The organism is Streptomyces sp. NPDC026515 (assembly GCF_055567595.1).
On the sequence record NZ_JBVHQD010000009.1, the window covers coordinates 71,741 to 85,606 of the forward strand.

Here is a 13,866-nt window from a genome sequence, read left to right on the forward strand (position 1 = left end):
TGCCGGACCTGTTGCCGGACCTGTCGTCAGGCCTGCCCGGTCTCGAAGCGGGAGATGCGGCCGTCGTCCTCGACCGTGAAGTTCCAGCGGGTGACCATCTCGCCCCAGGTGTCGTTGCGGTAGTGGGCGAGCAGGGAACGGCCGCCGTTGGACTCGTTGTCGACGTCCAGGTGGCCGTTGGAGGAGAAGATCTCCCGGTCGATCCACTCGTCGAGGTCCCGGTCGGAGCCGTCGTCCGCCATCGTCGCGTCCGCAGTGAGGAGTTCCGTGAGGCGCTCGCGGTCGTTGGCGTTGACGGCGGTGACGAAGGCCCGGACCGCCGGGTCGCTGAGCTTGGCTGTCTTGATCGTCATGCGAGTCAGCGTCACACCGCGGCCGGGGACCCGCCACCCGAACGGCGGTGAGGGCGGGCCACCCGGGTGGCCCGGTGCGACGGTGGAGATCTGATCCGTCCGCTTCCCGAGGAGCCGCCGTGACCTGCTACGACCGACGTGACGTGGGCCTGCTGCTGCTCCGGCTGGGGACCGGCGGCGTGCTGGCGGCACACGGCGCGCAGAAACTGTTCGGCTGGTTCGGCGGGGGCGGCGTCGAGGGCACCGGACAGTTCATGGAGTCGGTCGGGTACGCGCCCGGGCGGCAGAGCGCGCTGGCGGCCGGACTGGCGGAGGCGGGTGGCGGCTCCCTGCTGGCGCTGGGCCTGGCGACCCCGGCGGCGGGGGCGGCGGCGGCCGGTGCGATGGCGGGCGCGGCCGCGCTGCATCTGCCGAACGGCTTCTTCGCGGCGGAGGGCGGCTACGAGCACGCGGCGAGCCTCGGCCTGACCGCCGCGGGCCTGGCGGTCACCGGGCCCGGCCGGCTCTCCCTGGACCACACGCTCGGGCACGTCTTCGACCGGGGCTGGATGGTCCCGGTGGCACTGGGCGTCACGGCGGCGGTCACGGCGGCCGTGGTCGGAGCCCGGAACCAGCGGGTGCAGCGGCGGCGGGAGGGCGAGCAGGAGGCGCTGTTCGAGCAGTGACCGCGGCGCGGTGAGCGGGGGGCGGGGCATGGCAGGCTACGGCGTCATGACGCAGCAGCCGACCCCGCCCGTGGACGTATGGGCCGCCATCGACGACCTCTGGACCTGGCTGGAGACCCACCGCGTGCACGACGGCGACACCGGCCTCGTCCTGCGGATGCTGAAGCTGACCGAGGAGGTCGGCGAGGTCGCCCAGGCGGTGATCGGCGCGACCGGCCAGAACCCCCGCAAGGGTGTCAGCCACACGTGGGACGACGTACAGCGCGAGCTGTGCGACGTGGTGATCACGGCGCTGGTGGCGTTGCGGACGCTGACGCCGGACACACGCGCCGTCTTCGAACGCCACCTGGCGGGGGTGACGGCACGCTCGCTGGGCCCGGGGGCGACGACGCCACTACCGTGACGACGCATGAGACGTTCCCTGCCCCTGGACGCCGTGCCCCGCCTCACCGTCGCGGCGGTCGTCGGAGCGGTGGTCGGCGTGGCCGTGGCGCTGGCGGCCGACGGAGCACTCGGGGCGCTGGCCGCGATCGCCACGACGGAACTGGCCTTCGTCCTGACGGGCTGGGCGGTGCTGTTGCCGATGGACGCCGCGGCCACCCACCGCAACGCGCGGCGTGAGGACTTCCGTCCCGGCACCGAGGAACCCGTGGTGGTCGCGGTGGCCCTGTGCGCGCTGGCCGCCATCGTGCTGCTGCTCCTGCGCGGCAGGTCCGACCCCGGTCACGTGGCGGCGGCTCTCGCCCTGTGCGGGGTCTTCACGGCCTGGGGCGCGCTGCACCTGATGTACGCCGCCCGTTACGCCTACGTGTACTACGAGGCCGGGGGCGGGATCGACTTCAACTCGGACGACCCGCCGGCGTACCAGGACTTCTTCTACTTCAGCTACAACCTCGGGATGACCTACCAGGTCTCCGACACCGATGTGTCGAGTTCGGCGATCCGGGCGATCGTGCTGCGTCACACGCTGCTGTCCTACGTCTTCGGCACCGGCATTCTCGCCACCGCGATCAACCTCGTGGTCGGCATCGTCAGCGGCTGACCTCGCGGCGTGAGCCGGTGTGGCCAGGGTAGGAAGGATGCGTCGCGTCGACCGGCGCGACGGGAGGGCAGGGGTGGGGATGATCTCGGAGCAGGCCGCCGCGGGCGTGGTGGAGGCGGTCGTCGTCTACAACGGGCGGGTGCTGCTGGTGAACGGGCAGCCCGGCTGGGAACTGCCGTCGGGCGCTCCCGAACCGGCGGAATCCGCGACGGCCACGGCGGCGCGGCTGGTGTACGAGCTGACCGGTTACCTCGTCGACGGCTCGACGCTGCTGCGGCCGGCGGCGGACACGGCCGCGCCGGACGCGCACTCCTTCGTGGTGTGCCGGCTGCTGTCCGAGACCCCGTCGGCGGAGGCGCGGCTCGGCGCGGAGCACCTCAGGTGGTCCCCGTTCACGGAAGCCATCGGCATGGGGCTTCCCGGACCCGTCCGCGTCTATCTGGAGGGCCACACACCCGTGTAGCCCGACGCCGGCCGTCCTCCTGACGACCCGTACACCGGCCGAGCCACGCCGGGGCCCCGGGGCCCCGGACGAACCCTCCGGGCCGGGCGGGCGTGTCGGTACCGCGGCCGGGCGGGTTCAGTGGGAGCGTTCGACGCTCCAGTGCGGCAGCAGCGTGAAGAAGTCGACCGCCTCGCCCCGCCAGTGCGCCCGCCAGCCACCGGCCACCAGGGCGGCCTGCTCGGCGTGATCACGCATCCGTGCCCGTAGCCGCCCGGCCACCCCACGCGCCTCGGCGATCTCCCGGATCGTGTCGATCGTCCCCGCGGTGCAGGCGGGGTCGCCGAGCGCCGTCTCCAGCACGGCCCGCTCCGCGCCACCGAGACCGTCGGACGGGGAAAGCAGCGCGGCCACCACGTAACTATGCTTGCCGTCGCGGATGTCCGTTCCGGTCGCCTTGCCCATCACCTCGCCGTCCCCGAACAGGTCCAGGCAGTCGTCCCGCATCTGCGCGCAGATGCCTCTCCCTCGCCCCCGCCCCTCGTTCTCCCCCTCGCGAGGCCCGACAGGCGTGCCTAGCATGGCAAAGGAGGCCACCGAGACCGGCGGCGTGCACTCTCGACGGTGAAGGCGAGAGCCATGAGTACCTCCCACGACGAGCCGAAGCGGCTGGGACGGGGCACGGGGGAGGAGATCGAGCCCCGGGTGGGGCCGAGGCCGCCGGGGGAGCCGTTCTTCCACCCCTACCACCACCCGGCCGCCGGCTGGGGCGCCGCCAAGAGCGTCTCGAAGTTCCTGCTGCGGGAACACGCGCTCGTGGACGGCCCCCGGGCGATCATGAAGATGAACCACGAGGGGAACGGCTTCGACTGCCCCGGCTGCGCGTGGCCCGACGACACCAAGGGCCTGCGGCTCGACCTGTGCGAGAACGGGGTCAAGCACGTCACCTGGGAGATGACCCACAAGCGGGTCGGGCGTGACTTCTTCGCCGCCCACTCCGTCGCCGAACTGTCCGAGTGGAGCGACTTCGCGCTGGAGGACCAGGGCCGGCTGACCGAGCCGATGGTGTACGACGCCGGGTCGGACCACTACGTGCCGATCAGCTGGCGGGACGCGTTCGAGCTGGCCGGACGCGCGCTGCGGGAGCTGGACGATCCGAACCAGGCGTCGTTCTACACCTCGGGCCGGCTCGGCAACGAGGCCACCTTCCTGTACCAGCTCCTGGCCCGTGAACTGGGCACCAACAACCTGCCGGACTGCTCCAACATGTGCCACGAGGCGAGCGGACGCGCCCTCACCACCTCGCTCGGCACCGGCAAGGGGACCGTCGACCTCAAGGACTGGGAGGCCACGGACGCCCTGTTCATCATGGGGGTGAACGCGGCGTCGAACGCGCCCCGGATGCTGACGGCCCTGGCCGAGGCCTACCGGCGCGGCACGCGGATCGTGCACGTCAATCCGCTGATCGAGGCGGCGTCGCGGCGCACGATCATCCCGCACGACTTCGTTGACATGGCGGCCTTCCACGCGACCCGCACCGGCACCCTGAACCTCCAGGTGCGCATCGGCGGTGACATGGCGCTGATGCGGGGCATCGCCAAGGCGGTCCTGGACCAGTCCACGTCCGACCCCAAGGCCCTGGACCAGGAGTTCATCGACCGCCACACGACCGGCTTCGAGGAGTACCGCGCGGTGTGCGAGGCCACGCCGTGGGAGGAGATCGAGCGCCAGTCCGGCATCGGCCGCGCCGACATCCTGCACGCGGCGCGGATCTACCGGGAGGCCGACCGCTCCATCGTCAGCTGGTGCCTGGGCGTGAACCAGCACGAGCACGGCGTGGACACGGTACGGGAGATCGTCAACCTGCTGCTGCTCCGGGGCAACCTGGGACGGGAGGGCGCCGGTCCCTCGCCGGTGCGCGGCCACAGCAACGTCCAGGGCAACCGCACGTGCGGCATCGACCACCGGCCCGAACCGGCGTTCCTGGACCGGCTGGCCGGGGTCTGCGGCATCACCCCGCCCAGGGAGCACGGCCTGGACACCGTCGGCACCATCGAGGCGATGCTGCGCGGCGGCATCAAGGTGTTCGTCGGCATGGGCGGCAACTTCGCGCTGGCCGCGCCGGACACCCGGGCCACCTACGAGGCCCTGCGCTCCTGCGACCTCACGGTCCAGGTGAGCACCAAGCTGAACCGCAGCCACCTGGTCCACGGCCGCCGGGCCCTGATCCTCCCGTGCCTGGGCCGCACCGAGAAGGACCACCAGCGAGGCGGCGTCCAGTCCACCTCGGTGGAGGACTCGATGAGCATGGTGCACCTGTCGGTGGGCATGAAGAAGCCCGCCTCCCCGCACCTGCTCTCCGAGCCCGCCGTCATCGCGGGTGTCGCCCGGGCGGCCCTCCCCGACTCCACCACCCCCTGGTCGTGGTACGTCGAGGACTACGACCGCATCCGCGACACCATGGCCCAGGTCCTGGACGGCTTCGAGGACTTCAACCGCCGGGTCCGCCTCCCCCTGGGCTTCCGCATCCGCCAGCCGGCCCGCGAACTGGTCTTCCGTACCGGCTCCGGGCTCGCCGAGTTCTCCTCGGCACCGCTCCCGGACGTCGTCCCCCCGCCGGGCACCCTGGCCCTGGGCACCATGCGCTCCCACGACCAGTGGAACACCACGATCTACTCCGACAACGACCGCTACCGGGGCGTCAGGAACCTGCGCACCCTGGTCTTCATGAACCCCTCCGACATGCGCGAGCGCAGCATCGAGGAGTTCGATCCGGTCGACATCACCAGTACCGCCAAGGACGGCACCACCCGCACCCTGAACGGCTGTCTGGCCATCCCCTACGACCTCCCCGGGGGCTGCGCGGCCGGCTACATGCCGGAGATGAACGTCCTGATCGCCCTGTGCGACTACAGCGAACAGAGCGACCAGCCCCTGATGAAGCACATCAGGGCGACGATCAGCCGGGCGGCAACCCCCTGAGCGCGGCTCTCGGCGGCCCCGCGAAGATCAGCGCAGCCCGGGCTCCCCGCAGCCCGGCGAAGATCAGCGCAGTCCTGCGAAGAGGTCGTCCTCTGGCAGGTCCGCGCCGGTGGTGTCGTGCACCCGTACGAAGGTCTCGACACCCATCAGCTCGGTGAACCTCTCCTTGCCCATCCGCAGGAAGAAGATGTTCTCGCCCTGGCTGGCGTGCGCGGCCAGGGAGTCGAACTTCTGGCCGCCGAACCCGGTGGTGTCCACCCAGGTGGTGATCTCGTCGTCGGGAAGTCCGATCTCGGCGAGCGCCGCGGCCTCGGCGGGATCCGGCTCCGGCATGTCCTCACCGAACTCGCGCATGACCTCGCCGAACCGCTGCATCGCCGAGCGGGGCATCGTCGTCCAGTACACCTTCGACGCCGACTCGGTCATCTCCAGCGCCGCCATCGTGATGCGGTTGGCCTGGATGTGGTCGGGGTGCCCGTAGAAGCCGTTCTCGTCATAGGTGACGACCACGTCGGGCTGGTACTGCCGGATGAGTTCCGCCAGCCGGGCGGCCCCCTCCTCGACCGGCGTCCGCCAGAACGCCCCGGGAGCGTCGTTGGAGGCCCAGCCCATCATCCCGGAGTCGCCGTAGCCCAGCATCTCCAGATCGGTGATCTTCAGGATCTCGCAGCTGGCCTCCAGCTCCTGCCGCCGCAGCGCGGCGACGGCCGCCGGGTCGTGTCCGGGCTCCCCCGGCTTGACACCCCCCGGCCCGTCACCGCAAGCGCCGTCGGTACAGGTCACGAGGACCGTGCGCATACCCTCCGCCGCGTACCGCGCGAGCACACCTCCCGTACTCGTGGCCTCGTCGTCGGGATGGGCGTGCACGGCCATGAGCGTCAAGGGCCGGTCGTTCATGAAACAGTCCTCCTGCTGGGAAAGTCCTCGGTCCGAGTCCACGGCGGGCACCCGGTCGGGCGCCCCTCGACGACAGACTCCCGAGCACACCGATCCTCACCGCCCGGGCGGCACCGCTTCCTCCACCGATGCAACGGCGCCGACCGGCCGGACTGTTCCCACCGCGCCGGGCCGGGAGAACCCATTGGACAAAAGTCGCGTTGTTGCATGCGGCGATATCCAGCGCAGCATGTCCTGAACCCTGGATGATGGGTAACTAGACAGTGACGGTAAGTGATGAGGGGCGATGCCGTGGGGGCCACGATGACCGCACAGGAAACCGATCGCGCGGAGGGATTCCCTCCGCACAGTTCCTCCGGGCAGCACCCGGGCGGAGCGCACCGGCGTCCGCGCCCCGAGGCCGGCCGGACCACGTCGTCCGCCCTGTTCGTCGCCGCGTGCACGGTCCTCGGGCTCGCCCTGGCGACCGCGGCCGCCCTCGCCGTGCCCCGTTCGGGGCGAACGGCGGTGTTCCTGGCCGTGGAAGCGGCGTCGACCGCCCTGGCAGTGGCCCTGGGCCTGCTGCGTCGCACCCGGCGCACCCGCCGCACCCGCCGCCCGGCAGCCGGCCCACCCGGCACCGCCGCCTGGACCACCTCCGGCGAGTTCGAGCGCACGGCCGTCAACGGCGCCGGTGCGATCCCTGACGCCGGTTAGACCGCCCGGAACGACGGCCGGTGTGGCGACGGCGGCTCACGGTCGCCACACCCACCCCACCGGCCGATGTCACCGCCCCCGAGGCGATCGCCCAGCCGGGGACGCCCGCGGCGTGGGCCACCATCATGACGGCGACCAGTGACGTGGGCAGCAAAAGCACGAGCAGAGCGAACTGGAACACGGCCGGCCACGCCTTGTCGTTCTTTGTGAAAACCCTCTCCGAAAGACGGTCCAGAAAATCCAGAAAGCTTTCGGGCGGAGTATCTGAACGGCTATTCGACGATCCGGTTCCAGGACTGTGGATATATGCACCGCCCACGGAGGAGTCGTGTCCCGCGCCCTCCCGTCCCGAACCGCGACGTCCATTCGGGCGGGCCCCGTTCTGCGACGGGATATCCGGCGTTCCAGAACCGGACTCGGGCATCCCTGATGCCGTGGGAACAGGATCGGGCACCGGGAACTCCTGACTGATACACCAACATGAAGCAGCGTATGCCGCTCCCGTCACACCGGACGGCTCCTCGACCGCCGGTCACGGGCGCAACGCAAACGCATCAGGTACAACCTGCGGCGATCCCTGATCACCGTCGCCGATCCGCACGCCGTCCCGCCATCAACCCCGTCGGACGGCCACGTACGGACGGAAACACAATCTATAGCCCCAGGACTCCCGGCACGCGTGCGCTCAGGAATGCGGCGCCGGCAATAGGGAAGATCTCGCACTCCGCGTGCCCGACAACAAGACCTGTTACATGCCTGTTCGGACTCCACACGCCACCAACGGGTTCCTGAATGGCACCCCGTTCACCCCCGGGAGTGACACCGCACGTACGACGGGGCGTACGCCGGTTCAGGAATCACCTGCCTCGCTCCACTCCATAACCCACAAGGGGCCCGGAGTTGGGTGCCACCCCGCTCCGAACGAGCACGGACACAGGTGCGCGGCGCTCCCCCTACGACAGGGGAACGCCGCGCACCGTATTCCGTTTTCGTACGACCGCTTCGCTCACCAGGTGTGCGCCACGTCCACCACGAGATGGTTGGCGGTCTGGAAGACCCGGAACGGCAGCCGGGCGCGGACACCCAGTCCGGCCTGGGTGTAACCCTCGGAGCCACCGGTGACCTTGAACTCCCGGAAGGTCCGGTACCCGGTGACGCCGACGGACGGAAGCGCGGGGTAGGGCTGTCCGGTGGCCGGGTCGTAGCGCGGCGAGAACAGCGAGATCTCCAGAACGGCCCCGCCCTTGATCGGAACCACGACGTCGCTGGGGTCCTGGTGCAGCACGTCGACGTAGCGGACCGTGAACCCGATCGGCGCGTCCCCCGCCCCCAGGCCGTCGAAGACGAGCCGGTCGAAGCACTCGTGCTGCCCGGCCCGCACGTCGGTCAACCGCCGCCCGGCATCGGCGTCACCGCTCTTCTCCAGACTCCCCCACGACACGGCGCAGTCGACGGCAGCCGCCGGCGCGGCAACCGCCGGCACCGTCCCGGCCACCAGCCCACCGCCCGCCAACATGATCGCGGCCAGTGCAGTACCTATCCGTCGCATGACTACCCCCCTGGTAGCTCGCGCAGGTGTGTGTCTTCTCAGACCTGCGGCCCCTCGGAAGGTTGTGCGCACCGGAGCCGCCCATCGAGACACGGACACCCCGCCCGCACCACCTGCTGCCTGAGCCCACTCCCGTTTCCACCGCTACGGCTTGCGCGCAAGCCCACCATGCTCGGCGACGACCGTCGGGACCCCCGAACCAGGCTCCGGCCGCCACTCGGTCACCGAGACGACACCGGGCTCGACGAGTTCCAGACCGTCGAAGAAAGCGGTGATCTCGTCAATGGACCGCAGGTTGTACGGAACGGCACCGCTGCTGTTGTAGGCGTCCTGGGCCTGTTCGAAGACGGGGTCGATGCCACGCGACCCGTCGTTGACGGACAGATGACTCCCCGAGGGCAGCGCCCCCATCAGCCGCGTGACGATGGAACGGGCCTGCTCCAGATCGCCGACGTGCCCCAGGATGTTGCTGAGGATGAGCGCGGTGGGCCGCCCGAAGTCCAGTGTCGCGGCGGCGGCTTCGAGAATGCGGTCCGGCTCCGCCACGTCGGCGTCGATGTAGGCGGTCGCGCCCTCCTCGGTGGAGGTCAGCAGGGCACGGGCGTGGGCGAGCACCATCGGGTCGTTGTCGACGTAGACGATCCGCGCCTCGGGAGCGAGCCCCTGGGCGACCTCGTGCGTGTTCTGCGCGGTGGGAAGCCCGGTCCCGACATCGAGAAACTGCCGGATCCCGGCGTCGGCCACGAGATAGGCGATGTTCCGCCGCAGAAAGGCCCGACTGCTCCGGGCGATGGTGACGATCCCGGGAAACACCTCGGTGTAGGCGTCACCCGCCTGCTCGTCGACGGGGTAGTTGTCCTTCCCGCCGAGCCAGTAGTTCCAGATACGCGCGGAGTGCGGCACCGACGTATCGATCTTGTCCTGCTCCGCCGGCTCGGGCGTCGTTGCGGGGTCACTCATGACAGGCGCACGTCCTTCAACCAGGGGCGGGAACCGTTCGCGACACATCCTACGATCGAACTCCCGTACGCGGGCGCGCAGTTCACGCACACGGGCATACCGAGCGTCCGCCGCGGACCTACATCCCCCCGGTCGCCCGCAACAGCCGGACAGCCGCGACTCGCTGGTGACGCGGACGGTCCTCGGCCAGGAGGGCGCGCAGCGGCTCCTCCGGCATGGCATGTCAGCGGCAACTTGGCGAGAAAGCTGTGTGGGTATGCCCGTCGTTCACGGCGTGACCGTCACATGTCGGTCAGCACCCACCAGCTCTCGTAGTTTGTCCTGGGTTTCCCGGTCCGTGGAGTAGACGACCGTCCCGACCATTCCGCGGGTCAAGAGCACCTTGTACGTGTTGCGGATCAGGCGGTCCACATCGGCGTCGGGCGTAGAGCGCTTGAACACCGGATCCTTGGACGCCGTGCGGTCCGTCACCCAGCGATCGCCGCGCCAGACCAGATCGGGGCCGATGATCACGCCGGACCAGTCGTACTCGAAGCCCTGGGCGGTGTAGACGCATCCGACCTGTCCGAAGCCTGCCGGGTCGGTGGCCCACAGGGCGGCCGGGGGTGCGCCGGAGACGGCGCGGTCACCGCGCAGGTTCCAGGGACGGGTCCAGTCGCCGATGACGACGTCGGGCGGGAGCGGGTCGCCGGGCTTGGGTTCCGGGGACCAGCGCCAGCAGTAGCCCGCGGAGATACGGGCGCCGTAGTTCTGGGCCCGGCGGGCTTGGAGGAAAGCTTCCATCTCCTGCGGGTTGTCGGCGACCAGCAAATGCATGCGGTCGTCGGGTTCCCATACGACCGGCCCGCCCGGCTCCAGGCCGAGGAGGCGGACCACCCAGCGCAGGTAAGCGTCACTGCCGCCGCAGCGGAACTGGCTGTCCAGCGGGACGACGTGGCAGGGGATGCCCCGCTTCGCGGCCGCCGCTTTGATCTCGGCAACGGTGCCCATCTCGCCGGGGCGGACGACCTGGTGCTCGTCGAGGAAGAAGACGGGTACGTAGGCGACGTCGATGAGTTCGTCGATCTGTGCCCTGCCGGTTCGGTGCGCGGCGCGCGTGTAGCGGTTGGCCGAGGTCTCCCGGATGCGGTGCGCCTCGTCGCAGATCAGGGCACCCAGGCTGTTCTTCTCGGTCGTCATGAAGCTGTTGAAGTACTTGAACAGGTCCTGGACCTCCCGCTTGCGGGCGCCGGCGACCTTCCGCATCGTCTTCGTGAACGACTGCGAACCGGTGGCGTGCAACGCCGCGATCCCGCGCCGGTAGAGCTCGCCGAGCAGTTGGAGAGCGATCACGCTCTTACCGGTGCCGGGACCGCCCGTGACGATGACGACCTCCTTGCGATCGGCGCGCTTGGCGTTCTCCACCGCGTTGAGCACCATGCGGTACGCGACCTGCTGCTCGTCGAGAAGGACGAACTGCGTGCGCTCGCGCACCTCCTCGGCGGCCACCGACATGAGCTGCTTCGACGGCGCCGTGACGCCTGCGTGGAGTTCGTCCGCCGCCCCGGCTCCTGGGTGCCTGTCGCTCAGCCTGCTGCGAAGGTAGTCGAGGAGGGCCCCGCGGCGTTCCGCGGTGAAGAGCAGGCCTTTGCCGTCGCGCTCGATCTCCCGCAGCCCGGCCACGCCGAACTCGGTGGCGTTGTGCAGATAGGCCACTCCGGCCACCCGGTGGCCGTGCTCGGACACCGCCCCGTTGAAGTTGACGAGGTACTCGCAGTAGCGGCGCACCTGCTCGATGGGGTTGAGGACCGGATGTGCATAGGCGTCGACATGGCAGAGGGTGAGGTCGTCCTCGTGGGGCAGTGCCTGGCTCCACTGCTTCAGCTCCACCACGACGTACGACGGTTCGCCCGTGGCCGGGTGCACTCCGGCGAGCACGACGTCCGCACGCTTGCTGTTCAGTGGGAGCGAGTACTCCAGCATGACCTCCACGTCGCCCAAGCCGGCGTCGTTGAGTGCGGCGGCCAGGACGGGGATGCTGCGCTCCCAGGAGCGCGCCTCCGAGGTGCCGGGCCGATAGCCGTGCATGTGGACGAAATTCTCGGTGAGGTGCAGGAACAGCGAACCGTCGAGTGCCATGACGGCGACCGTTTTCGCGGACGCGCGGAACAGCAAGGACTTCCCCCAGGCAGCACGAAGAGATTCGTGCGGGTGGGGGCATGTCCTTCGAGACTCCACCGGGGTGGAGCGGAAGCCCGTCGGGCCGCGTTGACGATGTGCTTGAGGGTACCTGGCGGTACTGACAGTCGTACCGTTGGTCGCAGTGGCGGAAGCAGACGCCGTGCCCGGTCTCCGTTGGCGACGCAGAGACACCGGCGCGCATGGCCTCTGCCCTCGGACACACGACTGACCTTCACCGACAATGGCTCCGCCGACCTCCGATGCGACGCCACGAAGGCGAAGAACATGACTCAGCCCGGGTGGGCCGGGGCCGGTGCAGCCGCCGCCTGCGTGGCATGTACGCACGTTGTACTAACGTTCACCTCTGTGAGAAGCCATCTGCGCATATGGATCGCGCTGGCGCTGTTCGCCGTCGGTCTCACCGCCCTCGTCGACCGGCTCGCGCCCTCGGCGCACGTTCTCGCCGCCCTGCGGGACTGGTGGCCCCTCGCCTTGGTGGTGCTCGGCCTCGGCGGCGCTCTGCGGCTCCTCCTCGCAACGAAGAACGTCCTGCGCGGACCACTCGTCGTCGCCGTCGTCGGTGCACTCCTCCTCGTCCTGACCCGCGACCCGCTCCCACCCTCCGTCCGGCCCTACGTGTGGCCGCTGGCGTTGCTCTTCGCAGGTACGTTCATGCTCGCCGGCATGGCGGCCACCACAACTGCGGCTAGAGGATTGCTCGTAACGCGACTGGTGTCGGTGGCCGAGGCACGACGAGTGGTGTGGCCTCAGGGGGAGTTCTCGCTCGCGACGGTCATGGCATTCGCCAGTGGATGTGTGATCGACCTGAGGAAGGCCCAGTTGCACGAGAACGTCGACGCCAACGGCCGTGCCTGGCGCGAGGCCCGGCTCGAGGTGACGGCTGTACTGAGCGGCGTCGACATTCTTGTTCCGCACGGCTGGGAGTGGACGGTCGAGCGCTACTCGTCCCACTGGCGCCAGCCGCCCGTGGGTCCTCCTGAGATCCCCGAGAGGCAGACCCTGCACATAAAGGCACTGGCGCTGCTCGGCGGAATCGAGATCCGCAGGGTCGCGGAGATCGAGGAGACCTCAGGCTCCTCCTGACCCTGATTGCCCGTCGGAACCGCTGCCTCCGGTGTCGTACTTCACGGCGCTGGGCAGCGGATTCTTGTCGTTCCTCCGCCACAGGGCGATGAGTTTCTCGTTGAGTTCGCGTTCCTCGTCCGTGTCTTTGGGAAGAGCGATGCGCATCTCCTGAAGAAGCCTCATGCGGTAGACATCGATCACGGCCGCCACCGTGTCTCCATAGGTGGTCGCCGCGTGGACGGCCGCTCGGTAGGCGAACCACGACAGCACGGCGAGCGCTGCCGGAAGCAGCAGCCACCAGGGATGGAGCAATAGCAGCCCAGTCGTGACGGCCGAGGTGAGAGCGAACGAGAGACACAACCGGGCCGCGGTGTCAAGTTCGTTGCGGCTCTCCGAGATCGTCTGCAGGACTTCCTGAGGCAAGACGTGGTAGAGGCGCGGCCATGTCAGCAGCGAGTCGAGTCTGTAGGGGCGGCCGGCCCGTTCCTCCGCCGCACGCAGGCGGTTTCCCAAAACCGTAGGCAGGACGGGCTGGGTGTGCGGCATGCGAGTGAGCCGGAACTGCGCATCCTGAGCGCTGAGGGGGTCGTCGTACTGCAGACGGTTGCGCTGCCAGAGCAGCCTGGACCTGCGGTTGGCCTGCACCCAAGTACCCATCCTGGCCAGCGGCCCCAGGGGGCCTGTCGCGCTGACGTATCCCTCCAGGAGCCGGATGGAGGCAAGTTCGAGCGGCTGCAGCAGCAGGCCCGCGACAAGGGCTCCGACCGATGCGAGAACAGCACCGGGCCAGCCGTACGAACGGGCGTTGCCGAGTAGCCGGTCAAAGCTGGGGGCGTGCGCGGGAGCACCGCCGAGGATCAGCGCGACGACAACGGTGATGAGCAGGGCAGAAGGAAGGATGTTGACGAACTTCAGTCGAGGGGTGAGATCTGCATCCGCAACGCCCAGCGCGCCCAATTGGCTCACTTGCTCCCCCTGTGTTCGTCGCAGCGGAAGTAATCCGGCGTGTGGGTCTGCTTGTCGTACTGCCCGAT

The 13,866-nt window shown here is 69.6% G+C and carries 14 protein-coding genes; 7 read left to right on the forward strand and 7 right to left on the reverse strand.

The window, feature by feature from the left end; translation table 11 throughout:
- Positions 1–26: 26 nt before the first annotated feature.
- Complete coding sequence (locus tag ACZ4O3_RS20155; protein ID WP_362717396.1) at positions 27–353, reverse strand: nuclear transport factor 2 family protein; 327 nt, start codon at positions 351–353, stop codon at positions 27–29.
- Positions 354–472: 119 nt separating this feature from the next.
- Here ACZ4O3_RS20155 and ACZ4O3_RS20160 point away from each other — a divergent pair, with 119 nt between their 5' ends.
- From ACZ4O3_RS20160 to ACZ4O3_RS20175, 4 genes are all read left to right on the forward strand, one after another.
- Positions 473–1,018 (forward strand): DoxX family protein, encoded by a 546-nt coding sequence (locus ACZ4O3_RS20160; RefSeq protein WP_467723334.1) that lies wholly within the window; start codon positions 473–475, stop codon positions 1,016–1,018.
- Between the two features lie 46 nt (positions 1,019–1,064).
- Positions 1,065–1,421 carry a MazG-like family protein gene (locus ACZ4O3_RS20165; RefSeq protein WP_467723336.1) on the forward strand — a complete coding sequence of 119 codons (357 nt, stop codon included), beginning with the start codon at positions 1,065–1,067 and terminating at the stop codon, positions 1,419–1,421.
- 6 nt (positions 1,422–1,427) lie between these two features.
- Positions 1,428–2,060, forward strand: coding sequence for a DUF1345 domain-containing protein (locus tag ACZ4O3_RS20170; RefSeq protein ID WP_467723337.1), 633 nt, complete (start codon positions 1,428–1,430; stop codon positions 2,058–2,060).
- A 79-nt stretch (positions 2,061–2,139) separates the two neighbouring features.
- Positions 2,140–2,523: an NUDIX hydrolase gene (locus ACZ4O3_RS20175; protein WP_467723653.1), complete on the forward strand. Its 384-nt coding sequence runs from the start codon at positions 2,140–2,142 to the stop codon at positions 2,521–2,523.
- Positions 2,524–2,640: 117 nt separating this feature from the next.
- Here the strand turns inward: ACZ4O3_RS20175 and ACZ4O3_RS20180 are convergent, their stop codons facing one another.
- The gene (locus tag ACZ4O3_RS20180; RefSeq protein ID WP_362717384.1) at positions 2,641–3,084 is read right to left on the reverse strand and encodes a polyprenyl synthetase family protein; all 444 of its coding nucleotides are present in this window, start codon (positions 3,082–3,084) and stop codon (positions 2,641–2,643) included.
- A 57-nt stretch (positions 3,085–3,141) separates the two neighbouring features.
- Between ACZ4O3_RS20180 and ACZ4O3_RS20185 the strand changes: the two genes are divergently transcribed.
- Complete coding sequence (locus ACZ4O3_RS20185; RefSeq protein ID WP_467723339.1) at positions 3,142–5,484, forward strand: FdhF/YdeP family oxidoreductase; 2,343 nt, start codon at positions 3,142–3,144, stop codon at positions 5,482–5,484.
- 63 nt (positions 5,485–5,547) lie between these two features.
- Here ACZ4O3_RS20185 and ACZ4O3_RS20190 read toward each other — a convergent pair whose 3' ends face one another.
- A complete protein-coding gene (locus tag ACZ4O3_RS20190; protein WP_467723341.1) occupies positions 5,548–6,381 on the reverse strand; it encodes a PIG-L family deacetylase in 834 nt (277 codons plus the stop codon).
- Positions 6,382–6,684: 303 nt separating this feature from the next.
- On the opposite strand from ACZ4O3_RS20190, the gene ACZ4O3_RS20195 reads away from it, so the two are divergent.
- Positions 6,685–7,077 (forward strand): hypothetical protein, encoded by a 393-nt coding sequence (locus ACZ4O3_RS20195; RefSeq protein WP_467723343.1) that lies wholly within the window; start codon positions 6,685–6,687, stop codon positions 7,075–7,077.
- A 1,006-nt stretch (positions 7,078–8,083) separates the two neighbouring features.
- Here ACZ4O3_RS20195 and ACZ4O3_RS20200 read toward each other — a convergent pair.
- From ACZ4O3_RS20200 to ACZ4O3_RS20210, 3 genes are all read right to left on the reverse strand, one after another.
- A complete protein-coding gene (locus ACZ4O3_RS20200; RefSeq protein WP_362721061.1) occupies positions 8,084–8,626 on the reverse strand; it encodes an AMIN-like domain-containing (lipo)protein in 543 nt (180 codons plus the stop codon).
- Between the two features lie 144 nt (positions 8,627–8,770).
- The gene (locus tag ACZ4O3_RS20205; protein WP_467723344.1) at positions 8,771–9,586 is read right to left on the reverse strand and encodes an SAM-dependent methyltransferase; all 816 of its coding nucleotides are present in this window, start codon (positions 9,584–9,586) and stop codon (positions 8,771–8,773) included.
- A gap of 267 nt (positions 9,587–9,853) precedes the next feature.
- Positions 9,854–11,740, reverse strand: coding sequence for a DNA/RNA helicase domain-containing protein (locus ACZ4O3_RS20210; protein ID WP_467723346.1), 1,887 nt, complete (start codon positions 11,738–11,740; stop codon positions 9,854–9,856).
- A 372-nt stretch (positions 11,741–12,112) separates the two neighbouring features.
- Between ACZ4O3_RS20210 and ACZ4O3_RS20215 the strand changes: the two genes are divergently transcribed.
- Positions 12,113–12,850, forward strand: coding sequence for a hypothetical protein (locus ACZ4O3_RS20215; RefSeq protein WP_467723348.1), 738 nt, complete (start codon positions 12,113–12,115; stop codon positions 12,848–12,850).
- Here ACZ4O3_RS20215 and ACZ4O3_RS20220 read toward each other — a convergent pair.
- A complete protein-coding gene (locus ACZ4O3_RS20220) occupies positions 12,836–13,798 on the reverse strand; it encodes a hypothetical protein (RefSeq protein ID WP_467723350.1) in 963 nt (320 codons plus the stop codon). The genes ACZ4O3_RS20215 and ACZ4O3_RS20220 overlap by 15 nt on opposite strands.
- Between the last annotated feature and the right edge of the window lie 68 nt (positions 13,799–13,866).

Excerpts from the sequence above, each read along its gene's own strand:
- ACZ4O3_RS20180 (WP_362717384.1), bottom strand. The coding sequence starts at position 3,084 with ATGCTAGGCACGCCTGTCGGGCCTCGCGAGGGGGAGAACGAGGGGCGG.
- ACZ4O3_RS20190 (WP_467723341.1), bottom strand. The coding sequence starts at position 6,381 with ATGAACGACCGGCCCTTGACGCTCATGGCCGTGCACGCCCATCCCGAC.
- ACZ4O3_RS20185 (WP_467723339.1), top strand. The coding sequence starts at position 3,142 with ATGAGTACCTCCCACGACGAGCCGAAGCGGCTGGGACGGGGCACGGGG.
- ACZ4O3_RS20200 (WP_362721061.1), bottom strand. The coding sequence starts at position 8,626 with ATGCGACGGATAGGTACTGCACTGGCCGCGATCATGTTGGCGGGCGGT.
- ACZ4O3_RS20170 (WP_467723337.1), top strand. The coding sequence starts at position 1,428 with ATGAGACGTTCCCTGCCCCTGGACGCCGTGCCCCGCCTCACCGTCGCG.
- ACZ4O3_RS20165 (WP_467723336.1), top strand. The coding sequence starts at position 1,065 with ATGACGCAGCAGCCGACCCCGCCCGTGGACGTATGGGCCGCCATCGAC.
- ACZ4O3_RS20195 (WP_467723343.1), top strand. The coding sequence starts at position 6,685 with ATGACCGCACAGGAAACCGATCGCGCGGAGGGATTCCCTCCGCACAGT.
- ACZ4O3_RS20175 (WP_467723653.1), top strand. The coding sequence starts at position 2,140 with ATGATCTCGGAGCAGGCCGCCGCGGGCGTGGTGGAGGCGGTCGTCGTC.
- ACZ4O3_RS20205 (WP_467723344.1), bottom strand. The coding sequence starts at position 9,586 with ATGAGTGACCCCGCAACGACGCCCGAGCCGGCGGAGCAGGACAAGATC.
- ACZ4O3_RS20155 (WP_362717396.1), bottom strand. The coding sequence starts at position 353 with ATGACGATCAAGACAGCCAAGCTCAGCGACCCGGCGGTCCGGGCCTTC.